The following is a 24,678-nucleotide window of genomic DNA, read 5'->3' as shown; positions in this document are numbered from 1 at the left end:
CGTGGGCGCCGGCCGTGTGGCGGCGGAACACCGCCGGGGACCAGGTGGCAGACTGGTGGGGTGAGCGATACCGAGCTGATCCACCTCAAGCCCCGTCGCATCCGGGTGGTCTGCTGGGCCTCGGCCGCCGCCCTCCTGGTGGTCTTCAGCCTGGTGGCGACCTCGCTCACCGGCTCCACCGGCGACGGCTACGGCAGCTTCCAGCGCGGCGACCAGCTCGCCATGGTCGGCCTGGGCGTCTTCGGCGCGCTGGCCATCCTGCTCTTCACCCGGCCCCGGGTCGAGGCGGACGCCCGGGGCGTGCGGGTGCGCAACGTGATCGGCTCGTACGAGCTGCCCTGGGATGTCGTCCGCGGGGTGCGGTTCGACCGGGGCGCCCCCTGGGCCAGCCTGGAGCTGCACGACGACGACCTGCTCCCGATGGTCGCCCTCCAGGCAGCCGACAAGGAGATCGCGGTCGAGGGCGTCCGCGCGCTGCGCCGGCTGCACCAGGCCCACCTGGCCGCGTTGGCCGCCGGCCAGACGAGTCGCTGAGCCCCCGGTCACACCCGCGCTGACCTGCGAGCCCGGTTTGGGGATGCCTGGGGCGAGGGTGTAGTGTTGCCGAGTCGACCAGACTGCCTCCGTTCCGACGTGCGGGCGGTCTTGAAGCGGAGCGCCTGCTCCCACCCGAGTCGCCCCTGACGGTGGCCGGGTCCGGTCCCCGGTTCCGGGCACGTCCCGGTCCCGGATGCGCGATCATGTGATCGTGCCGACCGGTCGAGCGGGCCCTGGCATGCGCCAGGGCCTTCTGCTTTCCGGCGGCCCCCACCCGGGGGCTCAAGGGGTCGCCACACGCAGGACACTCGACTCGAGGAGGCCCCATCAGCGTCGAACCACGCGTGAACGAGCAGATCCGGGCACGTGAGGTCCGACTGGTCGGCCCTGAGGGTGAGCAGGTGGGCATCGTCCCGCTGGAGCGCGCCCTGCAGCTGGCCGCGGACGTCGACCTGGACCTGGTCGAGGTTGCGCCGATGGCGCGCCCGCCGGTGTGCAAGCTCATGGACTTCGGCAAGTTCAAGTACGAGAGCGCACTCAAGGCGCGCGAAGCGCGGCGTAACCAGCAGCAGACCGTCATCAAGGAGATGAAGCTCCGGCCGAAGATCGACCCGCACGACTACGAGACCAAGAAGGGTCACGTGGTGCGGTTCCTCAAGGCCGGCGACAAGGTCAAGGTGACGATCATGTTCCGCGGTCGCGAGCAGAGCCGCCCGGAGCTGGGTTACCGGCTCCTGCGCCGGCTCGAGTCCGAGATCACGGACCTGGGATACGTCGAGGCCGCTCCGAAGCAGGACGGTCGAAACATGATCATGGTTCTCGCCCCGCACCGGGCCGTGAAGGCCTCCGCGGTCGCCGCCACGGCGTCCCGCGGTGGACCTCGCGAGCGGGCGGAGGAGGCCGGTGCTCCGGAGGCCGGCGAGACCCCGCAGGCCGGCGAGACCGCGGCAGCCGGCGAGACCGGCCCGACCGCTGACACCAGCGGCCAGTAACAGGGAGAAGACGTTCCACATGCCGAAGATGAAGAGCCACACGGGTATGGGCAAGCGGGTCAAGGTGACCGGCAAGGGCAAGATCGTTGCCCAGCAGGCCGGCCTCCGCCACAACCTGGAGAAGAAGCCCTCCACCCAGACCCGCCGGCTGACCGGCACGGTCGAGCTGGCCAAGGCTGACGTCAAGCGCATCAAGAAGCTGCTCGGCCGCTGACGCGCGCCACCTGAACCGAAGAAGGAGTTGAGATGGCACGCGTCAAGCGGGCTGTGAACGCCCAGAAGAAGCGTCGTACCCTGCTGGAGACCGCGAGTGGTTACCGCGGTCAGCGCTCCCGGCTGTACCGCAAGGCCAAGGAGCAGGTGCTGCACTCGATGCAGTACGCCTACCGGGACCGTCGTGACCGCAAGGGCGACTTCCGGCAGCTCTGGATCCAGCGCATCAACGCTGGCGCCCGGGCCAACGGCATGACCTACAACCGGCTGATCCAGGGCCTGCGCCTGGCCGGCATCGAGGTCGACCGCAAGATCCTGGCCGACCTGGCCGTCAACGACGCCGCGGCCTTCGCCGCGATCGTCGAGCTGGCCCGGGCCGCCGTGGCGGCCGAGGGCACCGGTGGCGCCGCGGCCCAGGCCGCCTGATCCACCCACAGCAGATCGAGGCGTCTCCCATGCAGTCAGCATCGCGCGGGAGGCGCCTCGACGCTGTCGCCGGCCCGTTCACCCCGCGTACCCCGCGTATCGTCGCCGCCCGCCGGCTCCAGCGCCGCCGGGACCGCGACGCCGCGGGCCGGTTCCTGGCCGAGGGGCCGCAGGCGGTCCGCGAGGCCCTCGCCCGGGCCGGCACGGTCACCGAACTCTTCGGTACGCCGGCCGCCCTCGACCGGCACCCCGACCTCGCGGCGCAGGCCGCCCACGCCGACGTGCCCGTCTCCGAGGTGACCGACGAGGGGCTGGCGGCGCTCGCCGAGACCGTCGCCCCGCAGGGCCTGGTCGCCGTCTGCCGGCACCTCGACGTGCCGCTGGAGACCGCCCTGGCCCACGGCCCGCGCCTGGTCGCGGTGCTCGCCGAGATCCGCGACCCGGGCAACGCCGGCACGGTGCTGCGGACGGCCGACGCGGCCGGCGCGGGCGCGGTGATCTTCGCCGGCGACGCCGTCGACCCGTACAACGGCAAGTGCGTGCGGGCCTCCGCCGGCAGCCTCTTCCACGTCGACGTGGTCCGCGCCCCCGACCCTCTCGACGTGGTCGCCGCGCTGCGGGCCGCTGGGCTCACCGTGCTCGCCACGACCGGGTACGGCGACAGCGACCTCGACGACCTCATCGACTACGGGCGACTCGCCGCCCCCACCGCGTGGCTGTTCGGCTCCGAGGCGCACGGCCTGCCCGAGGAGCTCACCGCCGCCGCCGACGCCCGGGTCCGGGTGCCGCTGCACGGCCGCGCCGAGAGCCTGAACCTGGCTGCGGCCGCCGCCGTCTGCCTGTATTCTTCAGCCAGAGCACTGCGCTGACCTCGTCACGCGCGCTACTGAGCACAGGGGAGTCGTCCGCATGGTGAACGCGTCACGGCGTTCGTTTAGCCAGCCCGCCGGTGTCGGCGGGCGGCGGGCCTGACCCTTCCCCCGCGTAACTCCCACCGGCGGGCTGCGGCACAGCCGCGCGTCCGTAGACTCGCCTAGCCGCCCGCGAGGGCCGGCGCCGCCGTGAGGGAGTGCCCGTACGCCATGAGCTACCGCAACGATCCGTACGACCCGAAGCAGGTCGCCCTGCTGGACCCGGCCGCCCTGGCCGAGGCCGTCGCCGCCGCCGAGAAGGCGTTCGCCGACGCCGCCGACCCGGACGCGCTGACCGCGCAGCGCCCCGCGCACCTCGGGGACCGGGCCCCGGTCTCGCTCGCGCGCCGGGAGATCGGCGCGCTGCCGCCGGCCGCGAAGTCCGACGCGGGCAAGCGGGTCAACGAGGCCCGCCGGGCGATCGAGAGCGCCTACGCCGCCCGCCAGGAGGTCCTGGAGCGTGAGCAGGCCGCCCGGGTGCTGGTCGAGGAGCGGGTCGACGTGACCCTGCCGTACGACCGGCACCCCCGGGGCGCCCGCCACCCGTTGAGCACCCTGATGGAGCAGATCAGCGACCTGTTCGTCGGGATGGGCTACGAGGTGGCCGAGGGACCCGAGGTCGAGCTGGAGTGGACCAACTTCGACGCGCTGAACATCCCCGCCGACCACCCGGCGCGGGGCCTGATGGACACCTTCCACATCGCACCTTCGGACGGCGCGGCAAGTTCCGGCCTGGTGCTGCGCACCCACACCTCGCCGGTGCAGGCGCGCACCATGCTCACCCGCAAGCCGCCGATCTACGTGGTGGTGCCCGGCCGGGTCTACCGCACCGACGAGCTGGACGCCACCCATGCGCCGGTCTTCCACCAGGTCGAGGGCCTGGTGGTGGACAAGGGCATCACCATGGCGCACCTGCGGGGCACGCTCGACCACTTCGCCCGGGCGATGTTCGGCGAGGGCGCGAAGACCCGCTTCCGGCCGCACTACTTCCCGTTCACCGAGCCGTCGGCCGAGTTCGACGTCTGGTTCCCGGAGCACCGGGACGGGCCGCGCTGGGTGGAGTGGGGCGGCTGCGGCATGGTCAACCCGCGGGTGCTGCGCGCCTGCGGCATCGACCCGGAGGCCTACTCCGGATTCGCGTTCGGCATGGGCATCGACCGCACCGTGATGTTCCGGCACGGGGTCAGCGACATGCGGGACATGGCCGAGGGCGACGTGCGGTTCACCCGCGCGTTCGGGGTCGGGGCGTAGGCGATGCGGGTACGAGTCACGGGAACGGTGGTCTGAAGTCATGCGAGTTTCTGTCAGTTGGCTGCGGGAGTACGTCGATCTCCCCGCCGACCTGCCCACCGGCGACCTGGAGCAGGCCCTGGTCGACCTCGGCATCGAGGTCGACTCCGTGGTGGACCTGCGGGAGACCGTCACCGGTGCGCTGGTGGTCGGCGAGGTCCTGGAGATCGAGGAGCTGACCGGCTTCAAGAAGCCGATCCGGTTCTGCCGGGTCGACGTCGGCGCCGCCAACGGCACCGGCGAGCCGCAGGAGATCGTCTGCGGGGCGCGCAACTTCGCCCAGGGCGACCGGGTGGTGGTGATCCTCCCCGGTGGCGTGCTGCCGGGGGACTTCGTCGTCGGCGCGCGCAAGACCTACGGGCGCAACTCCGCCGGCATGATCTGCTCGGCCAAGGAGCTTGGCCTGGGTGACGACCACTCCGGCATCATCGTGCTGCCGCCGGACACCCCGGCCAAGCCGGGCGACGACGCGCGCCCCGTCGTGGGGCTCGACGACGTCGTGGTCGAGCTGGACATCACCCCCGACCGGGGGTACGCGCTGAGCGTGCGCGGCCTGGCCCGCGAGCTGGGGCACGCCCTCGGCGTACCGTTCCGCGACCCGGGTCTGGCGCCCGCGCCCGGCGGCACCGCCGAGCCGGCGTACCCGGTCGAGGTGCGCGACACGGTCGGCTGCGACCGGTTCGCCGCCCGGATGGTGCGGGGCATCGACCCCACCGCCGTGACGCCCGGCTGGATGTCGCGGCGGCTCACCGTGGCCGGCGTGCGCAGCATCTCGCTGCCGGTCGACATCACCAACTACGTGATGCTCGAACTCGGCCAGCCGATGCACGCCTTCGACGCCGACCGGATCAGCGGCCCGCTGGTGGTCCGCCGCGCCGAGGCGGGGGAGAAGCTGACCACCCTGGACGGGGTGGCCCGCACCCTGACCGCCGAGGACATGGTCATCTGCGACGACACCGGGCCGATCTCGCTCGCCGCGGTGATGGGCGGCGAGACCAGCGAGGTCGTCGGCGGCACCACCGACGTGCTCTTCGAGGCCGCCCACTGGGACCCGGTGATGGTCGGGCGCACCGCCCGCCGGCACCGGCTGTTCAGCGAGGCGGCGAAGCGCTGGGAGCGGGGCGTCGACCCGGCCCTGCCGCTGGTCGCCCTGGAGCGGGCGGTGCGGCTGCTCACCGAGCACGCCGGTGGCACCGTCGGCGAGCAGATCCTGGACATCGACCACGTCCGGCCGGTGCGGCCGGTCGTCCTCCCGGCCGACCTGCCGTCCCGGCGGGTCGGGGTGGCGTACTCCCCGGAGCGGGTGGTCGCCCTGCTGGAGCAGGTCGGCTGCACCGTCGTCCGGGGCGCCGACCGGCTGGCCGAGGACCCGGGCGAGGTCGGCGTGGCCGCCGGCGCCGGCGACGTGCTCACCGTGACCCCGCCGACCTGGCGACCCGACCTCACCGACCCGGCCGACCTGGTCGAGGAGGTGGTCCGCCTCGACGGGTACGACCGGGTGCCGTCCGTGCTGCCCACCGCGCCCGCCGGGCGTGGCCTCACCTGGCAGCAGCGCCGCCGCCGGGCGGTGGCCCGCGCGCTGGCCGAGCGCGGCCACGTCGAGGTGCTGGCCCACCCGTTCACCGCGCCGGAGCTCGCCGACCAGCTCGGCCTGCTCGCCGACGACCCGCGCCGGGCGGCGGTCCGGCTGGCCAACCCGCTGTCCGAGGAGGAGCCGGTGCTGCGGACCACGCTGCTCGGCCCGCTGCTCGGCATCCTCAAGCGCAACCTGGGCCGGGGCCAGCGGGACCTCTCCATCTACGAGATCGGGACGGTCTTCCACCCGCGCCCTGGCGCCGGCACCCCGCCGGCGATGGGCGTGGACCGGCGGCCCACCGAGGCCGAGTTCGCCGCCGCCGACGCGGTGGTGCCGTACCAGCCGCGGCACGTCGCGGTCGTGCTGGCCGGCGACGTCGACCCGGCCGGTTGGTGGGGTCCGGGGCGGGCGGCCGGCTGGGCGGACGCGGTCGAGGCCGGCCGGGTGGTGCTCGCCGCCGCCGACATCCCGGCGGACCGGATCGAGGTGCGGGCCGTCGAGTACGCGCCCTGGCACCCGGGGCGCTGCGCGGAGCTGCTGGTCGACGGGGCGATCGTCGGTCACGCCGGCGAGCTGCACCCGGCCGTGGTGGCGGCGCTGGAGCTGCCCCGCCGCACCAGCGCCATGGAGCTGGACCTGGACGCGTTGCCGGCCCCGCCGGTCGCGCCCGCGCCGACCGTGTCCGGCTTCCCGCCAGCACTGATCGACGTGGCGCTGGTGCTGGACGAGTCGGTGCCCGCGGCGCAGGTGGAGCAGGCGCTGGTCGAGGGCGCCGGCGAGCTGCTGGAGAGCGTCCGGCTCTTCGACGTGTACGCCTCGGAGCAGCTCGGCGCGGGACGCCGCTCGCTGGCGTACAAGCTCACCTTCCGGGCCCCGGACCGGACGCTGACCGTCGAGGAGGCGGTGGCCGCCCGCGACGCGGCCGTCGCCCTCGCGGCGCAGCGGTTCGGCGCCACGCTGCGCGGCGCCTGACCGGCGAGCGAGGGCCCCTTCCACGACGGTGGGAGGGGCCTCGTCGTGTCTGTCGCCGACCGGTGTCGGTAGCGCGCGGTCCCGGCCCCCGCCGCGTTCCGGCCAGGGTGACCGGTTCCTCACACACGGTGAGGCATCGGCCGAAAGGCCATCGCCGACGGCATGTTCGGCTACCCACGGGTCACATGTGAGCGGTTAACCTGCTTGGATTCCGACCACCACCCCGATCACACCCCCACCACCCCCACCACCCCCACCGGGAGCTGACCCCATGTCCGAGGATCCGGGCCCCGCGCCGCTCTCCGTCGACGTCTGCATCGTCGGGGGTTGCGGCCGGGTCGGCTTGCCGCTGGGCATCGCGTTCGCCGCCCGCGGCCTCTCCGTCGTGCTGTACGACATCAACGCCGACGCGGTGGCCACGGTCAACGCGGGCACCCTGCCCTTCGCCGAGCCGGGCGCGGCCGACGCGCTGGCCGAGGCGGTCTCCGCCGGCCGGCTGCGGGCCACCACCGACCCGGTCGCCGTGGGCGCCTCTGAGCACCTGGTGGTGGTCGTCGGCACGCCCGTCGACGAGCACCTCAACCCGGACCTGGGCGCGGTGCCCCGCGCGCTGGAGCGCTGCGCCGAGCACCTGCGCGACGGGCAGCTGGTGGTGCTGCGCAGCACCGTCTACCCCGGCGTGACGGCGCTGACCGAGAAGCTGCTGGCCGGCAAGGGCGTCAAGGCCGACGTGGCGTTCTGCCCGGAGCGGATCGCCGAGGGCCGGGCGATGACCGAGCTGTTCACCCTGCCGCAGATCGTCGCGGCCCGCACACCGGCCGCCCTGGCCCGGGCGGAGAAGCTGTTCCGGCACCTCACCGAGCAGATCGTCCCGCTCGAGCCGGAGGAGGCGGAGCTGGCGAAGCTGTTCACCAACACCTGGCGGTACATCAAGTTCGCCACCGCCAACCAATTCTGGATGATGGCCAACGACTTCGGGCTGGACTTCGCCCGGATCCGGCACGCGGTCGCCCACGACTACCCGCGCGCGGCGGACCTGCCGATGCCGGGCTTCGCCGCCGGGCCGTGCCTGTTCAAGGACACCATGCAGCTGGCCGCGTTCAACCGGAACAACTTCGTGCTGGGCCACTCCGCGATGCTGATCAACGAGGGGCTGCCGCTCTACCTGGTGTCCCGGTTGGAGGACCGGTTCGACCTGTCCGAGCTGACCGTGGGCATCCTCGGAATGGCCTTCAAGGGCGGCTCGGACGATCCGCGGGAGAGTCTGGCGTACAAGCTGCGCAAGATCCTGGCGCTGAAGACCCGGGAGACCATCTGCACCGACCCGTACGTGGCCGACGAGCGCCTGATCGACCTGGACGAGGTGCTGCGCCGGGCCGACCTGCTGGTCATCGCCGCCCCGCACGAGCAGTACGCCCGGCTGGACACCGACAAGCCGGTGATCGACATGTGGGGCCTGACCGGGACGGGGGTGCGGGTGTGAGGCCCCGGGTGTCGGTGATCGTGCCGGTCTACAACGAGGGCGAGGCCATCCTGCGCTGCCTCGAACGGATGCTGCGCGAGATGCTGCTCCCGGCCGAGGTGCTGATCGTGCACGACATGCCGGAGGACACCACCGTCCCGTACGTCGAGCAGATCGCCCGCACCGACCCGCGGGTGCGCGCGGTGCTCAACACGTACGGGCGCGGGCCGGCCAACGCCATCCGGTTCGGCATCGACGCCGCGCTCGCCCCGGTCGTCGTGGTCACCATGGCCGACGGCTGTGACGACCCGCGCCAGATCGACGAGCTGGCCCGGCTGGTGGACCGGGGCGTGGTGGTCGCCGCCGCCTCCCGCTACATGCCCGGCGGGCAGCAGGTCGGCGGGCCCCGGCTGAAGCGGATGATGTCCCGCTGGGCGGGGCGCAGCCTCTACACGCTGGCCCGGGTGGGCACCCGGGACGCCACCAACAGCTTCAAGGCGTACGACACGGCGTTCGTCCGGGAGGTCGGCATCGAGTCGCGCACCGGCTTCGAGATCGGGCTGGAGTTGACCGCGAAGGCCACCCGGCTGCGGCTGCCGGTCGCCGAGATCCCCACCATCTGGCTGGACCGGCCGCTCGGGGAGTCCCACTTCGACCTGGGCCGGTTCCTCCCCGGCTACCTGCGGTGGTACTTCTTCGCCTACGGTCGACGGCTGAGCCCGGAGAAGCTGACCGTCCGCACGGCGCCGGCCGTGCCCGCCCCGCGCGGCGAGCGGGACAGCACCGAGTACGAGAAGACCGCATAGGAGCGCACGTGGCGAAGGTCCTGGTAACTGGTTCGGCCGGCTTCATCGGCGGTTACCTCGTCGAGGAGTTGCTGGGCCGGGGCCATGAGGTGGTCGGCATCGACAACTTCTCCAAGTACGGCCCGGTCACCCACAGCTACGACAGCCATCCCCGGTTCCGGTTCGTGGAGGGCGACGCCCGCGACGTCGACCTGCTCACCGAGCTGCTGGACGGCTGCGACCACCTGGTCGCCGGGGCGGCGATGATCGGCGGCATCTCCTACTTCCACGCCTACGCCTACGACCTGCTCGCCACCAACGAGCGGATCATGGCGGCCACCTGCGACGCGGCCATCCGCGCCCACCGCGACGGCAGCCTGGCGAAGGTCACCTACCTCTCCTCCTCGATGGTCTACGAGTCCACCGAGCACTGGCCGAGCCGGGAGGGCGACGAGCGGCGCATCCCGCCGCCGCTGTCCTCGTACGGCTTCCAGAAGCTGGCCGTGGAGTACTACGCCCGGGCCGCCTGGGAGCAGTACCAGCTGCCGTACACGATCGTCCGGCCGTTCAACTGCGTCGGCGTGGGGGAGGGGCGGGCGCTGGGCCAGGCGGAGGTGCTCTCCGGCAACGTCAAGCTCGCCATGTCGCACGTCGTGCCGGACCTGGTGCAGAAGATCGTCAAGGGTCAGGACCCGCTGCACATCCTCGGCGAGGGCCACCAGGTGCGGCACTACACCTACGGCGGGGACCTGGCCCGGGGCATCGCCACCGCGGTGGAGCACCCGGCGGCCCGCAACGAGGACTTCAACCTCTCCACCGCCGAGTCGACCAGCGTGCTGGAGTTGGCCGAGCTGATCTGGCACAAGATCAAGGGTCCGGACGTGCCGTTCCGGTACGTCTCCGACGAGCCCTACCAGTACGACGTGCAGAAGCGGGTGCCGGACGTGACCAAGGCCCGCCAGGTCCTCGACTTCACCGCCACCACCTCTCTGGACGAGATGCTCGACGAGGTCGTGCCGTGGGTGACCCGGGCGGTCGAGGAGGGCCGCCTGTAGTCCCGGCCCGTTGTCGTCCCGCCCGGCCCGGTTCGCGTCCCGCGACCCGGGCCGGGCCTTTTGCTGCCCGGTGACCGGAGTCACGATCACATGCCCATGCAGTGGGACGCATGAACTTGCAGTGAGGGGGTCGGTGCCGTTAGCCTTTTCCGCATAGTCATGCGGAGGTGAGTATGGGCATTCAAGTCGCGGTCGCCGGGGCGAGCGGATACGCCGGGGGTGAACTGCTGCGCCTGGTCGCCGGGCACCCCGAGCTCGACCTCGTCGCCGCCACCGCCCATTCCCAGGCCGGCCAGCCCGTCAGCGCCGTACACCCGCAGCTCGCGGGCCTCGACCTGACGCTCACGGCGACCGACCCGGCGGCCCTGGCCGACGCGGACCTGGTCTTCCTGGCTCTGCCGCACGGCCAGTCGGCGGCCCTCGCCGCCGCCCTGCCGGCGACGGTCAAGGTGGTCGACCTCGGCGCCGACCACCGGCTGCACGACGCCGACGCCTGGACCCGCTACTACGGCGGCCCGCACGCCGGCGCCTGGACCTACGGCCTGCCCGAGCTGCCCGGCCAGCGGGCGGCGATCGCCGCCGCCACCCGGGTGGCCAGCACCGGCTGCTACGCCGTGGCCACCACGCTCGCCCTGGCCCCGCTGATCGCCGCCGGCGCGGTCTTCCCCGCCGACGTGGTGGTGGTCGCCGCCTCCGGCACCTCCGGCGCCGGCCGGGCCGCCAGGGCCCACCTGCTCGGCAGCGAGGTGATGGGCGACCTGTCGCCCTACAAGGTCGGCGCCCACCAGCACGTACCGGAGATCAAGCAGGCCACCGGCGCGACCAGCCTCTCCTTCACCCCCGTGCTCGCGCCCATGCCGCGCGGCATCCTCGCCACCGTCACCGCGGTGCCGACCGGCGACGCCGACCCGCGCGACGTGCTGGCCCGGGCGTACGCGGACGCGCCGTTCGTGCACGTCCTGCCCGAGGGCGCCTGGCCGCACACCGCCGCCACGGCCGGCTCGAACTCCTGCCACCTGCAGGCGGGCGTCGACGTCGACTCCGGCCGGGTGATCGTGGTCAGCGCGATCGACAACCTCGGCAAGGGCGCCGCCGGCCAGGCCGTGCAGTGCGCCAACCTCATGCTCGGCCTGCCCGAGACCACCGGCCTGACGACCTTCGGAGTGGCACCATGACCGTCACCAACCCCCGGGGATTCCGGGCGGCGGGGGTCGCCGCCGGGCTCAAGACCAGCGGCGCCGCCGACCTCGCCCTCGTCGTCAACGACGGCCCGGACGCCGGGATCGCCGGCGTCTTCACCGCCAACCGGGTCAAGGCCGCGCCGGTGCTCTGGACCCAGCAGGTGGTCCGGGGCGGCGTGGTCCGCGCCGTGGTGCTCAACTCCGGCGGCGCCAACGCCTGCACCGGCCCGGCCGGCTTCCAGGACACCCACGCCACCGCCGAGCACACCGCCGCCGCGCTGACCTCGTTCAGCCCTCGGCTGATGCTCGGCGCCGGCGAGGTCGCGGTCTGCTCCACCGGCCTGATCGGCGAGCGGCTGCCGATGCAGAAGCTGCTGCCCGGCGTGCGCAGCGCCATCCGGGGGCTCGGCCGCGACGGCGGCACGGCGGCCGCCGAGGCGATCATGACCACCGACACCCGCCCCAAGACCACGGTCGCCCGGGGCAGCGGCTGGACCGTCGGCGGCATGGCCAAGGGCGCCGGGATGCTCGCCCCGGCCATGGCCACCATGCTCTGCGTGCTCACCACCGACGCGGTCGCCGGGCCGGAGGCGCTCGACGCCGCGCTGCGGGCCGCCACCGCGGTCACCTTCGACCGGATCGACTCCGACGGCTGCATGTCGACCAACGACACGGTGCTGCTGCTGTCCAGCGGCGCGTCCGGCGTCGAGCCCACCGCCACGGAGCTGACCGCCGCGGTCACCGCCGCCTGCCACGACCTGGCCCAGCAGCTCATCGCCGACGCCGAGGGCGCCACCAAGCAGATCACGATCGACGTGGTCGGCGCCGCCACCGAGGCCGACGCGGTCGAGGTGGGCCGGTCGGTGGCCCGGAACAACCTGGTCAAGACCGCGCTGTTCGGCAACGACCCGAACTGGGGGCGGATCCTCGCCGCCGTGGGCACCACCGCCGCCGCCTTCGAGCCGGACGGCGTCGACGTCGCGGTCAACGGGATCTGGGTGTGCCGCTCCGGCGCCGCCGCCGAGGACCGCGCCAAGGTCGACCTGTCCGGCCGGGACGTCACCATCCGGATCGACCTGCACGCCGGCTCCTCGGCCGCGACGATCTGGACCAACGACTTGTCGCACGCGTACGTGCACGAGAACTCGGCGTACTCCTCATGAGCCTCTCCGCCGATCTCACCCGGGCCCAGGTCAAGGCCGAGACGCTGATCGAGGCCCTGCCCTGGCTGGCCCGCTTCTCCGGCGCCACCGTCGTGGTCAAGTACGGCGGCAACGCCATGGTCGAACCCGCGCTCCAGCGTGCCTTCGCCGCCGACATGGTCTTCCTCCGCTACGCCGGCCTCAAGCCGGTCGTCGTGCACGGCGGCGGCCCGCAGATCTCCGCCATGCTCGGGCGGCTCGGCATCGCCAGCGAGTTCCGGGGCGGCCTGCGGGTCACCACCCCGGAGGCGATGGACGTCGTCCGGATGGTGCTGGTCGGCCAGGTCGGCCGGGAACTGGTCGGGCTGATCAACGCGCACGGCCCGTTCGCCGTCGGCCTCTCCGGCGAGGACGCCGGGCTGTTCACCGCCGTCCGCCGGCCCGCGTACGTGGACGGGGAGCCGGTGGACGTCGGGCAGGTCGGCGACGTGGAGTCGGTGGACGTCTCGGCGGTGACCGACCTGATCGCGGCCGGCCGGATCCCGGTCATCTCGACCGTCGCGCCGGACGTCGACGGGGTGCTGCACAACCTCAACGCCGACACCGCCGCCGCCGCGCTCGCCGTCGCCCTCGACGCCCGCAAGCTGGTCGTGCTCACCGACGTGGCCGGCCTGTACGCCGACTGGCCGGACACCACCAGCCTGGTCAGCGAGATCACCGACGACGAGCTGGCGAAGCTGCTGCCGTCCCTGGAGTCGGGGATGGTCCCGAAGATGGAGGCCTGCCTGCGGGCGGTGCGCGGGGGCGTACCCGCCGCGCACGTCGTCGACGGCCGGGTCGCCCACTCCACGCTGCTGGAGGTCTTCACCTCCGAAGGCTTCGGCACCATGGTCGTGACCGCGTCGGGTGGGCCCGCGAGCCCCACCGTCGCCAACGAGGAAGGCACGGTTCCCGCATGAGCACGCTGGTCGAACGCTGGGGCCAGGCCCTGATGGACAACTACGGCACGCCGCCGCTGGCGCTGGTCTCCGGCTCCGGCGCCGTCGTGGTCGACGAGGCCGGCCGGGAGTACGTCGACCTGCTCGGCGGCATCGCGGTCAACGCCCTCGGCCACGCCCACCCGGCCGTGGTGGCCGCCGTCTCCCGGCAGGTCGCCACCCTGGGCCACGTCTCCAACCTGTTCGTCGCCGAACCCCCGGTGGCCCTGGCGGAGCTGCTGCTGGCCCTCGCCGGCCGGCCCGGCCGGGTGTTCTTCGCCAACTCCGGCGCGGAGGCCAACGAGGCGGCGTTCAAGCTCTCCCGGCTCACCGGCCGCACGCACGTGGTGGCCGCCCGGGGCGGCTTCCACGGCCGGACCATGGGGGCGCTCGCGCTCACCGGCCAGCCCGCCAAGGCCGACCCGTTCCGCCCGCTGCCCGGCGACGTCACCCACGTGACGTACGGCGACACCGCCGCCCTCGACGCGGCCGTCAGCGACGCGACCGCGATGGTGATCCTGGAGCCGATCCAGGGTGAGAACGGCGTCGTCGTGCCGCCCGCCGGCTACCTGGCCGATGCGCGGCGGATCACCGCCCGGCACGGCGCCCTGCTCGTCCTGGACGAGGTGCAGACCGGGATCGGCCGCACCGGGCACTGGTTCGCCCACCAGGCCGACGGGATCGAGCCCGACGTGGTGACCCTGGCCAAGGGGCTCGGCGGCGGGCTGCCCATCGGGGCCTGCCTCGCCTTCGGCCGGGCCGGGGAGTTGCTCGCCCCCGGCTCGCACGGCACCACCTTCGGCGGCAACCCGGTCAGCTGCGCCGCCGCCCTGGCGGTGGTCGCCACCATCGCCAGCGAGGGGCTGCTCGACCACGTCAAGCGGACCGGCGAACGGCTGCGCCGGGGCGTCGAGGCGCTCGGCCACCCGCTCGTCGCCGAGGTCCGGGGCGCCGGCCTGCTGCTCGGGATCGTGCTCACCGCTCCGGCCTCCGGCCCGGTCACCGCCGCGCTGCGCGAGGCGGGCTTCCTGGTCAACCCGGTGCAGCCGGACGTGGTCCGGCTCGCCCCGCCGCTGATCCTCACCGCCGACCAGGTCGACGCCTTCCTGGCCGCCCTCCCCGCCGCCCTCGACGCGGCGGCGCCGGCCGACACGGCAGCGCCCGCCGACACGGCAGCGGCGGCCGACCTCGCGCCGGCCGCCGCCGACTCGACCACCACCAGCGCCACGGAGGTCAACGCATGATCCGGCACTTCCTGCGCGACGACGACCTGAATCCCGCAGAGCAGTCCACCGTGCTCGACCTGGCCGCTCGGATGAAGGCCGACCGGTTCGCGTACACGCCGCTGGCCGGGCCGCGGTCGGTGGCGGTGCTCTTCGACAAGCAGAGCCTGCGCACCCGGATCTCCTTCGACGCCGGCATTGCCGAGCTGGGCGGCCACCCCCTGGTCGTGGACACCCAGGTGACCCACTTCGGGCGGGGCGAGACCCTCGCCGACGCCGGGCGGGTGCTCTCCCGCTACGTCGCCGCGATCGTGCTGCGCACCCACGGCGACGACCGGATCGCCGAGGTCGCCCAGGGGGCCACCGTGCCGGTGATCAACGCGCTCACCGACGACTACCACCCCTGCCAGCTGCTGGCCGACCTGCTCACCGTCCGCGAGCACTGCGGCGGCACCCAGGGCCGGATCCTGGCGTACGTGGGGGACGCCGCCAACAACATGTCCCACTCGTACCTGCTGGCCGGGGCGACCGCCGGGATGCACGTGCGGGTCGCCGGCCCGGCCGGCTTCCAGCCCGACCCCGACGTGGTGGCCCGGGCCGAGAAGATCGCCCTGGGCACCGGCGGATCAGTCCGGGCGCTCGTCGACCCGGTCGAGGCGGTCCGCGGAGCCGACGTGGTCGCCACCGACACCTGGACCTCGATGGGCCAGGAGGACGACGGGCTGGACCGGATCACCCCGTTCCTGCCGTACCAGATCAACGACGCGCTGCTCGCCCACGCCGCGTCCGACGTCATCGCGCTGCACTGCCTGCCCGCGCACCGGGGCGAGGAGATCACCGACGAGGTGCTGGACGGGCCGCGCAGCGCGGTCTTCGACCAGGCGGAGAATCGCCTGCACGCCCAGAAGGCGCTGCTGACATATCTCCTGGAGGCCTCCACATGACCGCCCCGCTGACCCGCGCCGCCCGGCACGGCCGCATCGTCGAGCTGATCCGCGACAAGGCCGTCCGGTCGCAGACCGAACTGGCCGACCTGCTCGCCAGCGACGGGATCCAGGTCACCCAGGCAACCCTGTCGCGGGACCTGAAGGAACTCGGCGCGGTCACCGCCCGCGGCGGTGACGGGCGGGCCGTGTACGTGATCCCCGAGGACGGCCACTGGCCGCTGCGCGACGCCGAGGCCGCCCCGGCCCGGCTGGTCCGGCTGCTGCGCGAGCTGCTCAACGGGGTCGACTCCAGCGGCAACATCGCCGTACTGCGCACCCCGCCGGGCGCAGCCCACTACCTGGCCAGCGCGTTGGACCGAGCGGGCCTGCCCGAGATCGTCGGCACCATCGCCGGCGACGACACCATCCTCGTCGTGGCCCGCGAGGCCGTCGGCGGGGCCGCGCTCGGCGACAAGCTCGCCGGGTGGGCCCGCCGGGAAGAACATGTTGAAGGGAGCACCACACCATGACCGAGCGGGTCGTCCTTGCCTACTCCGGAGGTCTCGACACCTCCGTCGCCATTCCGTACCTCGCCGAGCAGACCGGCGCCGAGATCGTCGCGGTGGCCGTCGACGTCGGGCAGGGCGGCGAGGACCTCGACGCCATCCGGCAGCGCGCGCTGGACTGCGGCGCCGTCGAGTCCGAGGTGGTCGACGCGCGCGACGAGTTCGCCGCCGACTACTGCCTGCCGGCGATGCGCGCCAACGCCCTCTACATGGACCGCTACCCGCTGGTCTCTGCGCTGTCCCGGCCGCTGATCGTCAAGCACCTGGTGGCCGCGGCCCGCAAGCACGGCGGCACGATCGTCTCGCACGGCTGCACCGGTAAGGGCAACGACCAGGTCCGCTTCGAGGTCGGGCTGAGCGCCCTCGCCCCCGACCTGAAGATCATCGCCCCGGCCCGGGACTTCGCCTGGACCCGGGACAAGGCCATCGCCTTCGCCGAGGAGAAGGGCCTGCCGATCGACGTGTCGGCCAAGTCGCCGTACTCCATCGACCAGAACCTCTGGGGTCGCGCGGTGGAGACCGGCTTCCTGGAGGACATCTGGAACGGTCCCATCGAGGACCTGTACTCCTACACCGCCGACCCGGCCGAGCCGCGCGACGCCGACGAGGTCGTGATCACCTTCGACGCCGGCAACCCGGTCGCCATCGACGGCGAGACCGTCACCCCGTACCAGGCGATCCTGGAGCTGAACCGGCGCGCCGGCGCCCAGGGCGTCGGCCGGCTCGACATGGTCGAGGACCGCCTCGTCGGCATCAAGAGCCGCGAGGTGTACGAGGCTCCCGGCGCGATCGCGCTGATCACCGCCCACCAGGAGTTGGAGGCGGTCACCGTCGAGCGTGACCTGGCCCGGTTCAAGCGCGGCGTCGACCAGCGCTGGGGCGAGCTGGTCTACGACGGGCTCTGGTTCTCGCCGCTGAAGGACAGCCTGGACGCCTTCATCGACGACGCCCAGCGGCACGTCTCCGGCGAGGTGCGGCTCACCCTGCACGGTGGCCGGGCCACCGTCACCGGCCGGCGCTCCGAGGCCAGCCTCTACGACTTCGGCATGGCCACCTACGACACCGGCGACACCTTCGACCAGTCCCTGGCCAAGGGATTCGTGCAGCTGTGGGGCCTGCCGAGCAAGATGGCCGCCGCACGCGACGCCCGGCTGGGCGGCTAGGAACGGTGGCAACCACAATGGGCGGCGTGGACGACAAGAGCCTGACCGAGAACAGCGCCGCCACCAACCGGACGAGCCTGTGGGGTGGCCGGTTCGCCGGCGGCCCCGCCGAAGCCCTCGCGCGGCTGTCGGTGAGCGTCCAGTTCGACTGGCGTCTCGCCCCGTACGACATCGCCGGCTCCCGGGCGCACGCCCGGGTGCTGGCCGGCGCGGGCCTGCTCGACCCGGAGGAGCTGGGCCGCATCCTGGCCGCGCTGGACGACCTGGAGGCGGCCTGCGCCTCCGGGCAGTTCCGCCCGACCATCGACGACGAGGACGTGCACACCGCCCTGGAGCGCGGCCTGCTGGAGCGGCTCGGCAGCCTCGGCGGCAAGCTGCGCGCCGGGCGGTCCCGCAACGACCAGGTCGCCACCGACCTGCGGCTCTACCTGCGCGACCACGCCCGGGGCGTGGCCGCCCGGCTGGTCGAGCTGGCCGAGGCGCTGGTCGAGCAGGCCGAGCGGCACGTGGACACCGCCGCGCCCGGGATGACCCACCTCCAGCACGCCCAGCCGGTCACCTTCGGGCACTGGCTGCTGGCCCACGTGCAGCCGCTGCTGCGCGATCTGGAGCGGCTGCGCGACTGGGACCACCGGGCCGCGATCAGCCCGCTCGGGGCGGGCGCGCTGGCCGGCTCCGGCCTGCCGCTGGACCCGGTGGCCGTCGCCAAGGAGCTGGGCTTCCGCACGTCCTTCGCCAACTCGATGGACGCCGTCGCCGACCGGGACTTCGTCGCGGAGTTCCTCTTCGTCACCGCGCTGGTCGGGGTGCACCTGTCCCGCCTCGGCGAGGAGGTGGTGCTCTGGACCTCGCACGAGTTCGGCTGGGTGGAGCTCGACGACTCCTTCGCCACCGGCTCGTCGATCATGCCGCAGAAGAAGAACGCGGACATCGCCGAGCTGGCCCGGGGGAAGTCCGGCCGGCTGGTCGGCGGGCTGATGAGCGTGCTCACCATGCTCAAGGGCCTGCCGATGACCTACGACCGGGACATGCAGGAGGACAAGGAGCCGGCCTTCGACGCGGTCGACACCCTGGAGCTGCTGCTGCCGGCGCTCGCCGGGATGATCTCCACGATGACGGTACGGGTCGACCGGCTGGTCGCCGCCGCGCCGGTGGGCTTCTCGCTGGCCACCGAGGTGGCCGACTGGCTGGTCCGCAAGGGCGTGCCGTTCCGTGACGCGCACGAGATCACCGGCAAGCTCGTCGCGCTCTGCGTGGCCCGGGACTGCGCCCTGGACGAGGTCTCCGACGACGACCTCGCCACGGTCAGCGAGCACCTGGACCGGAGCGTGCGCGACGTGCTCTCGGTCCGCTCCGCGCTGGCCGCCCGGACCACGCCCGGCTCGACCGGGCCCGGCCCGGTGGCCGACCAGCTCGCCGCCGCCGCGGACAAGCTGGCCGGTTGGCGGGAGTGGGCCAGCGAGCGGGTCGTACCCCGCTGAGGTCGAAGGGTCGGCGCGGCGCGACGCCGCGCCGACCCTCACACCGTCGGCCGCTCCCGTTTCGGCAGCTTCGCCACCACCGCCTCGTACGAGCCGTCGACGGCCTCGATCAGCTCGTCGTCCGGGATCGCGCCGTCGAGGCGCAGCGAGTTCCACCCCGATCGCCCGATGTACGCCGACGCCTTCGCGTCGTTCGGGAACCGGTGGATCCACTCGTCGGCGACCTCCCGGTTCGGGCCGCACTTCACGCCGACCCGCGCCTCCCCGCCCGGCGAGCCGAGGAAGGCGAAGATCCGGCTCCCCACCTTCACCACCTCGTCGCCCTCCCAGGGCTGGTCCAGCCGGGCGCCCGGCTTCCCGAGGCAGTACGCCAGCATCTCGTCGCGCGTCATCGCGTCCTCCCGGTGGCAGCGGTCACCGGCACAGTCTCTCCGACCCGTCCACCCCCGGGGCCCCCTCCGCGCCGGCGGGGCGGCGCCGTCGACGTAATCTCGTCCACAGTCCCTTGACGGCCGGCCCGGCCCGCTGCACCAGGGCCGCGTACCCGACGCCCAGCGCCAGCGACGCCAGCAGGGCCAGCAGCGGCTGGTCGCGCAGGTGCGGGTAGACCTGCCAGTGGGTCAGGTAGATGTACAGGGAGCTGCCGGCCAGGACGCCGGCCACCCGGTTCAGCGGACCGAGGCTCGGCACGGTCGGCAGCCAGACCAGCAGCGCGAACCCGGCCACGATCAACGCCTCCCGCTGCGGCTGGCCGAAGAAGCCCGGCACGGTGGCCGCCGCGGCGGCGGTGACCAGCAGCCGCTGCCGTATCCCGTCGGCGCGGGCCGCCGCCCATCCGAGCGCGAAGAGCCAGAACGCCACGATCGCCGTCGGGAGGTCGTACCGGGCGTCCAGGCCGAACACGTCGTAGCGGCTGAGCAGCCCGAGCCCGGCGAGGGTCAGCGGCAGGCCGAACGGGTGGCGGCGTTCCAGCCGGTCCATTCCCGGCACCGCCAGCAGGGCGGCCACCGCGACCAGGATGTAGACCAGCGCCTCGATGAACCAGAAGTGCCACTCGGTGCGCCCGTCGTCCGGGCCGACGAGGCTGTTGAGCAGCAGCAGGTTGCTCCACCGGTACTGATCGGTGAGCACCAGCATCGCCGCGATCCAGGCCGTCGTGGGCAGCACGATCCGGGCCAGGGCGGAGCGGACCTGCCGCAGCCGGTCGGTCCGTCCGGCGTCGGTGAGCAGGAACCGGGCGAAGTTGAAGCCGGCCACCCCGAGCAGGAGGTGCGCCCCCCCGGTGAGGGTGAACATCGGGATGTGCGAGCCGACGACCAGCACGATCGCCACGGCCCGCAGCGCCACGCTGGTTTCCAGCGTCCGCCGGCGGCGCGGCCGCCCGCCGCGTGGCGCGGGCAGCGCCCCGATCGGCAGGGTGTGCCAGTTCGGCGGCAGCTGGCCGAGCACCCGCTCCAGGCGGACCGACATCTCGACGTACGACAGCGAGTCGCCGCCGAGGTCGACGAAGCTGTGCTCCGGGGTCACGTCGGTGCGGTCCAGCACCTCGGCGAAGAGCCGGCACAGGTCGTCGTCGGGGGCGGGCGCCGACGGCGCGGGCGGGGCGACCGGCCCGGCCGCCGACTCGCGCAGCGCCGGGTAGTCCACCTTGCCGGTGGCCAGCCGGGGCAGCCGCGGCAGCGCCAGCACCCGCACCGCCCGGGGTGGCAGGGCCAGCTCGCCGGCGACCAGCCGGCGGACCCGTGCCGGGTCCACCTCGCCGGCCACCGCCACCAGCAGCTCGTCGTCCGCGCCGAGGCAGGCCGCGTCCACGTCGTGCGCGGCCAGCAGCGCCTCCACCCGCTGCGGGTCCACCCGCAGGCCCAGGATCTTGGCGAACCGGCTGCGCCGGCCGACCAGCTCGTACAGGCCGTCCGGGCCGCGGCGGGCCAGGTCGCCGGTGTGCAGCTCGGTCACGGTACGCCCCGACGCCAGGTCGGCCGGGCGCTCGGCGTAGCCGAGCATCACGTTCGGGCCGGCGTACACCAGTTCGCCGACGCCGTCCGGCTGCTCCGGCAGCGCAGCCAGCCGGAACTCGCCGCCCGGCACCGGCACGCCGATCGCCTCCGGTCGGGTGGCCGCCAGGTCCGGCGGCAGGTACGCCATCCGGGCCGTCGCCTCCGTCTGCCCGTACATGACGAACAGGTCCCAGCCGCTGCGCCGGCCCAGCTCGGCGAAGCGCACCACCTTCTCCGGCGCCAGCCGGCCGCCGGCGGCGGTGACGTAGCGCAGGTGCGGCAGGTTCATCGCGGCGAAGCCGACCCGGTCCAGCAGATCGAAGGTGTACGGCACCCCGGCGAAACTGGTGGCCCGGGCCTGGCGGAACAGCTCCCAGAAGCAGTCGTCGGCGACCGAGCGGTCGGTCAGTACCAGCGCGGCGCCCCGGGCGAGGTGGCTGTTCACCACCGACAGGCCGTAGCAGTAGTGCAGCGGCAGGCTGGTCGCCGCCCGGTCGGTCTCCCGCACCCCCAGGTACTCGGCGATCGACTCGGCGTTGGCCTGGAGGTTGGTGTGCGACAGCCGGACCAGCTTCGGCGAGCCGGTCGACCCCGACGTGCTCAGCAGCAGCGCCAGGTCCGGGTGCAGCTCGTGCGCCGACCCGGCCCGGCGCTCGTGCAGCGTCCACACCCCGCCGACCGGCCCGATCACCACGTCCGGGTCGTACGCCTCGGTCAGCGCCCGCGTCGCCGGGCCGTCGCCGGGCACCAGCAGGACCGGGTGCCCACCGTGCAGGCCGGCCAGGTAGCCCACCAGCGCGTCGACCGTGTTGGCGCCGGTGACGAGCACCAGCCGGCGCCGCGGACCCAGCCGGCGCGCGGTCTCGGCGACCCGGCCGGCGAGCTCGGCGTACGACAGCACGCCGTCGGCGGTGACCACGGCGGGGCGGTCACCGTGGTCGGCCAGGTCGCGGGCGAAGGGCACCCCGCGCACGGCCGGCAGCAGGTCAGGCGGGTGCGTCACGGGGCCACTCTAAGGTGAGGCAACCCTAAGCAGAAGGGCGGGTGGCGAGACACACGGCTGGGTACCGTGGTCGCGTGACATCCTCCCGCACCGACCTCTCGCCGCTGGCCGACCTGCTGGCCGGGCCGCTGGTGCCCGCCGCGCGCGGGCTGCTCGGCTGCCGGCTCTCCGCCGGTGGCGTGACCGTCCGGATCACCGAGGTCGAGGCGTACGCGGGGACGGCCGGCGACCCCGCCTCGCACGCGCACCGAGGGCGCACCCCGCGCAACGCGGTCATGTTCGGCCCGGCCGGGCACGCCTACGTCTACTTCACCTACGGCATGCACTGGTGCATGAACGTGGTCACCGGCCCGGACGGCGAGGCCGCAGCGGTGCTGCTGCGCGCCGCCGAGGTGGTCGACGGCGTCGAGGTGGCCCGTGCCCGCCGGCCGGCCGTACGCCGGGACGTCGATCTGGCGCGCGGCCCGGCACGGCTCTGCGCGACCCTCGGCATCGACCGCTCGGCGTACGGCCTGGACCTGCTCGGCGACGGCCCGGTCCGGCTGCGGCCGGCGGTGGCGCCGGTGCCGGAGGCGGCGATCTCCGCCGGCCCCCGGGTCGGGGTGACCGGGGCGCACGACGTGCCCTGGCGGTTCTGGATCACCGGCGACCCGACGGTGAGCAGCTACCGACGGCACGTGCCGCGCCGGCGGGGTTGAGCTTCCCGGCGTGGCCGGGCGATTCTGTCGGGGGGTGTGGCCATAATCACGCCACGCGCTCATCGACTGATCGGAGGACGGTCATGCCCACGCTGCTCGCGATCGGCACCGCCAAGGGGCTCTTCCTCGCCACCAGCACGGGCGGGCGCGGCTGGGAGGTGAGCGGCCCGCACTTCCCGATGACCGGGGTCTACGCCGTCGCCGTCGACCCCCGCCCCGGCACGCCTCGGCTGCTCGCCGGGATGACCAGCTCGCACTTCGGGCCGAGCGTCGCCACCAGCGACGACCTCGGTGCCTCCTGGGCCGAGCCGGAGCTGGCGCCGGTGGCCTTCCCGGCCGACACCGGCGCCAGCCTCGGCCGGGTCTGGCAGATCGTTCCCGGCGGCGCGGACGCGCCGGACGTGGTCTGGGCGGGCACCGAGCCCTCGGCGCTGTTCCGCTCCACCGACGGCGGGCGCAGCTTCACGCTGGTCCGCTCGCTCTGGGACCATCCGCACCGGGAGCAGTGGGGTGCCGGCTTCGGCGGCCAGGCGGTGCACACCGTGCTGCCGCACCCGCGCGACCCCGACCGGATCCTGGTCGCCATGTCCACCGGCGGGGTCTACCGCTCCGAGGACGCCGGCCAGAGCTGGTCGCCGGGCAACACCGGCATCCGGGCCTACTTCCTTCCTGACGAGTGGCCCGAGTTCGGCCAGTGCGTGCACAAGGTCGCCCGGGACGCGGCCAACCCGGAGCGGCTCTACGCGCAGAACCACCACGGCGTCTACCGCTCCGACGACGACGGCCGCACCTGGACGTCGATCGCCGCCGGCCTGCCCAGCGACTTCGGCTTCCCGATCGTGGCCCACCCGTCGCGCCCCGGCACGGTCTTCACGTTCCCGCTGGTCGCCGACTCGCAGCGGTACCCGGTCGACCACCGGTGCCGGGTGTTCCGTTCGACCGACGCCGGCGACAAGTGGGAGCCGCTGTCGGTGGGGCTGCCGGACGAGCCGTTCCACCCCTCAGTGCTGCGCGACGCGATGTGCGCCGGCGGAGCGGGCGACGTCTACTTCGGCACCCGCTCCGGCGAGGTCTACGCCAGCCGCGACGACGGCGACTCCTGGTCGCTGGTCGCCGCCCACCTGCCGGACGTGCTCTGCGTCCGCGCGGCGGAGGTCTGACGATGGTCACCGTGCTGGTGCCGGGTCCGCTGCGCGGCGAGGCCGGCGGCGCGAGCCGGCTCACCGTGGAGGCCGCCGGATCGGTGGGGGCCGTCCTCGACGCGCTCGCCGACTCCTGGCCCCGACTGGCCCGCCGGATCCGCGACGAGCGGGGCGAACTGCGCCGGTACGTCAACGTCTACGTCGACGGGGAGGACTGCCGGCACGCCGGGGGAGTGGCCGCGCCGGTCGCCGACGGGGCCGAGGTGCAGGTGCTGCCCTCGGTGGCCGGCGGCTGACGGGGCAGCCGCCGTGTCCATGATCCGCTAGCATTCGGCGCTCACCCACGACGGACAGGGGAGCGACGGCATGGACGCGTACCAGGCGGGCTACGTCGTGGGCCGACTGGCCTGCCTCGTCGTCCCGCTGCTGCTGATCGTCGGGCTGGTCGTGCTCGGCGTGGTCCTGCTCGTCCGCAAGGGCCGCCCGGCCACGCCGGCGCACCAGCCCGGCGGGTTCCACCCCGCGCCCCGGCCTTTTCCCACTCCGCCGTATCCGACCCCGCCGCTGCCCGGCCAGGCCTACCCTCTGCCCGGGCCGCCGCACCCCGCTCACCCGGGGCCCCACGGCGCGGCCTATCCCGTGCCGGGGCCATTCGGTCCCGCTCGCCCGGGCCCGGTGCCGGAGCCGCACGGCGGGGCGTATCCGCCGCCAGGGCCGCACGGGGCGGCGTATCCACCGCCTGCGCCGCAGGGTGGGGCGTATCCGCCGTCCGGCCCGTAGGTCGGATCGCCCGAGCCGCCGGGCCGTAGCTGCCGCCTGCGCCCGACAGGGCGGCATGTCGCCGCCCGGCCCGTGCCAGCCGCCGGGCGGCAGCTATCGGTGGTGTAGCCATGGCGGGACGTCCCGTCGCACGGCTGTCGCCGCCACGGGAAAGGTTCGCAGTGAGCGGCCGGGCGAGCG

At 73.9% G+C, this 24,678-nt stretch carries 24 protein-coding genes; 22 read left to right on the top strand and 2 right to left on the bottom strand.

Annotation, left to right across the window (positions count from 1 at the left end; all coding sequences use genetic code 11):
- Nucleotides 1-60: 60 nt before the first annotated feature.
- From GA0074696_RS21110 to argH, 18 genes are all read left to right on the top strand, one after another.
- Nucleotides 61-534 carry a PH domain-containing protein gene (locus GA0074696_RS21110; RefSeq protein WP_172894367.1) on the top strand — a complete coding sequence of 158 codons (474 nt, stop codon included), beginning with the start codon at nt 61-63 and terminating at the stop codon, nt 532-534.
- Between the two features lie 347 nt (nt 535-881).
- A complete protein-coding gene (gene infC, locus GA0074696_RS21105; protein WP_088962701.1) occupies nt 882-1,529 on the top strand; it encodes a translation initiation factor IF-3 in 648 nt (215 codons plus the stop codon).
- A 19-nt stretch (nt 1,530-1,548) separates the two neighbouring features.
- Nucleotides 1,549-1,743 (top strand): 50S ribosomal protein L35, encoded by a 195-nt coding sequence (rpmI, locus tag GA0074696_RS21100; RefSeq protein ID WP_026267805.1) that lies wholly within the window; start codon nt 1,549-1,551, stop codon nt 1,741-1,743.
- 32 nt (nt 1,744-1,775) lie between these two features.
- Nucleotides 1,776-2,168 (top strand): 50S ribosomal protein L20, encoded by a 393-nt coding sequence (gene rplT / locus GA0074696_RS21095; RefSeq protein WP_030335718.1) that lies wholly within the window; start codon nt 1,776-1,778, stop codon nt 2,166-2,168.
- Between the two features lie 29 nt (nt 2,169-2,197).
- On the top strand, nt 2,198-3,037 hold the full coding sequence (locus tag GA0074696_RS21090; protein WP_088962700.1) for a TrmH family RNA methyltransferase: 840 nt from the start codon (nt 2,198-2,200) through the stop codon (nt 3,035-3,037).
- Between the two features lie 213 nt (nt 3,038-3,250).
- Complete coding sequence (pheS, locus tag GA0074696_RS21085; RefSeq protein ID WP_088962699.1) at nt 3,251-4,330, top strand: phenylalanine--tRNA ligase subunit alpha; 1,080 nt, start codon at nt 3,251-3,253, stop codon at nt 4,328-4,330.
- A gap of 40 nt (nt 4,331-4,370) precedes the next feature.
- Complete coding sequence (gene pheT, locus GA0074696_RS21080; RefSeq protein WP_088962698.1) at nt 4,371-6,917, top strand: phenylalanine--tRNA ligase subunit beta; 2,547 nt, start codon at nt 4,371-4,373, stop codon at nt 6,915-6,917.
- Between the two features lie 271 nt (nt 6,918-7,188).
- Nucleotides 7,189-8,400, top strand: coding sequence for a nucleotide sugar dehydrogenase (locus GA0074696_RS21075; protein WP_088962697.1), 1,212 nt, complete (start codon nt 7,189-7,191; stop codon nt 8,398-8,400).
- A complete protein-coding gene (locus GA0074696_RS21070; protein WP_088962696.1) occupies nt 8,397-9,185 on the top strand; it encodes a glycosyltransferase family 2 protein in 789 nt (262 codons plus the stop codon). The genes GA0074696_RS21075 and GA0074696_RS21070 overlap by 4 nt, the downstream gene beginning before the upstream one ends.
- Nucleotides 9,186-9,193: 8 nt before the next feature.
- Nucleotides 9,194-10,219 (top strand): NAD-dependent epimerase/dehydratase family protein, encoded by a 1,026-nt coding sequence (locus tag GA0074696_RS21065; protein ID WP_088962695.1) that lies wholly within the window; start codon nt 9,194-9,196, stop codon nt 10,217-10,219.
- 173 nt (nt 10,220-10,392) lie between these two features.
- Complete coding sequence (gene argC, locus GA0074696_RS21060; RefSeq protein ID WP_088962694.1) at nt 10,393-11,394, top strand: N-acetyl-gamma-glutamyl-phosphate reductase; 1,002 nt, start codon at nt 10,393-10,395, stop codon at nt 11,392-11,394.
- A complete protein-coding gene (gene argJ / locus GA0074696_RS21055; protein WP_088962693.1) occupies nt 11,391-12,563 on the top strand; it encodes a bifunctional glutamate N-acetyltransferase/amino-acid acetyltransferase ArgJ in 1,173 nt (390 codons plus the stop codon). Before argC ends, argJ begins: the two co-directional genes overlap by 4 nt.
- Complete coding sequence (gene argB, locus GA0074696_RS21050) at nt 12,560-13,501, top strand: acetylglutamate kinase (RefSeq protein ID WP_088962692.1); 942 nt, start codon at nt 12,560-12,562, stop codon at nt 13,499-13,501. The genes argJ and argB overlap by 4 nt, the downstream gene beginning before the upstream one ends.
- Complete coding sequence (locus GA0074696_RS21045) at nt 13,498-14,763, top strand: acetylornithine transaminase (RefSeq protein WP_088962691.1); 1,266 nt, start codon at nt 13,498-13,500, stop codon at nt 14,761-14,763. The genes argB and GA0074696_RS21045 overlap by 4 nt, the downstream gene beginning before the upstream one ends.
- Nucleotides 14,760-15,686, top strand: coding sequence for an ornithine carbamoyltransferase (argF, locus tag GA0074696_RS21040; RefSeq protein WP_088962690.1), 927 nt, complete (start codon nt 14,760-14,762; stop codon nt 15,684-15,686). Before GA0074696_RS21045 ends, argF begins: the two co-directional genes overlap by 4 nt.
- Complete coding sequence (locus GA0074696_RS21035; RefSeq protein ID WP_088962689.1) at nt 15,683-16,198, top strand: arginine repressor; 516 nt, start codon at nt 15,683-15,685, stop codon at nt 16,196-16,198. Before argF ends, GA0074696_RS21035 begins: the two co-directional genes overlap by 4 nt.
- Nucleotides 16,195-17,397, top strand: coding sequence for an argininosuccinate synthase (locus GA0074696_RS21030; RefSeq protein WP_088962688.1), 1,203 nt, complete (start codon nt 16,195-16,197; stop codon nt 17,395-17,397). Before GA0074696_RS21035 ends, GA0074696_RS21030 begins: the two co-directional genes overlap by 4 nt.
- 17 nt (nt 17,398-17,414) lie before the next feature.
- Nucleotides 17,415-18,878 (top strand): argininosuccinate lyase, encoded by a 1,464-nt coding sequence (gene argH, locus GA0074696_RS21025; RefSeq protein ID WP_088962687.1) that lies wholly within the window; start codon nt 17,415-17,417, stop codon nt 18,876-18,878.
- Nucleotides 18,879-18,916: 38 nt separating this feature from the next.
- On the opposite strand, the gene GA0074696_RS21020 is transcribed toward argH, so the two are convergent.
- Nucleotides 18,917-19,270, bottom strand: coding sequence for an MmcQ/YjbR family DNA-binding protein (locus tag GA0074696_RS21020; RefSeq protein WP_088962686.1), 354 nt, complete (start codon nt 19,268-19,270; stop codon nt 18,917-18,919).
- Between the two features lie 22 nt (nt 19,271-19,292).
- Nucleotides 19,293-21,878, bottom strand: coding sequence for an AMP-binding protein (locus tag GA0074696_RS21015; RefSeq protein WP_088962685.1), 2,586 nt, complete (start codon nt 21,876-21,878; stop codon nt 19,293-19,295).
- A gap of 74 nt (nt 21,879-21,952) precedes the next feature.
- Between GA0074696_RS21015 and GA0074696_RS21010 the strand changes: the two genes are divergently transcribed.
- The 4 genes from GA0074696_RS21010 (at nt 21,953) to GA0074696_RS31455 (ending at nt 24,498) form a co-directional block, all read left to right on the top strand.
- Nucleotides 21,953-22,576, top strand: coding sequence for a DNA-3-methyladenine glycosylase (locus tag GA0074696_RS21010; RefSeq protein ID WP_088962684.1), 624 nt, complete (start codon nt 21,953-21,955; stop codon nt 22,574-22,576).
- 83 nt (nt 22,577-22,659) lie between these two features.
- Entirely contained in the window at nt 22,660-23,736 is a 1,077-nt protein-coding gene (locus GA0074696_RS21005) for a WD40/YVTN/BNR-like repeat-containing protein (protein ID WP_088962683.1), read from the top strand.
- A 2-nt stretch (nt 23,737-23,738) separates the two neighbouring features.
- The gene (locus GA0074696_RS21000) at nt 23,739-24,014 is read left to right on the top strand and encodes a ubiquitin-like small modifier protein 1 (RefSeq protein WP_088962682.1); all 276 of its coding nucleotides are present in this window, start codon (nt 23,739-23,741) and stop codon (nt 24,012-24,014) included.
- A gap of 70 nt (nt 24,015-24,084) precedes the next feature.
- Nucleotides 24,085-24,498, top strand: coding sequence for a hypothetical protein (locus tag GA0074696_RS31455; protein ID WP_088962681.1), 414 nt, complete (start codon nt 24,085-24,087; stop codon nt 24,496-24,498).
- The last annotated feature ends 180 nt before the right edge of the window (nt 24,499-24,678 follow it).

Origin of the sequence: Micromonospora purpureochromogenes (genome assembly GCF_900091515.1) — a bacterium.
Lineage (GTDB): Bacteria > Actinomycetota > Actinomycetes > Mycobacteriales > Micromonosporaceae > Micromonospora > Micromonospora purpureochromogenes.
This window is presented reverse-complemented; position numbering and strand designations above follow the sequence as displayed.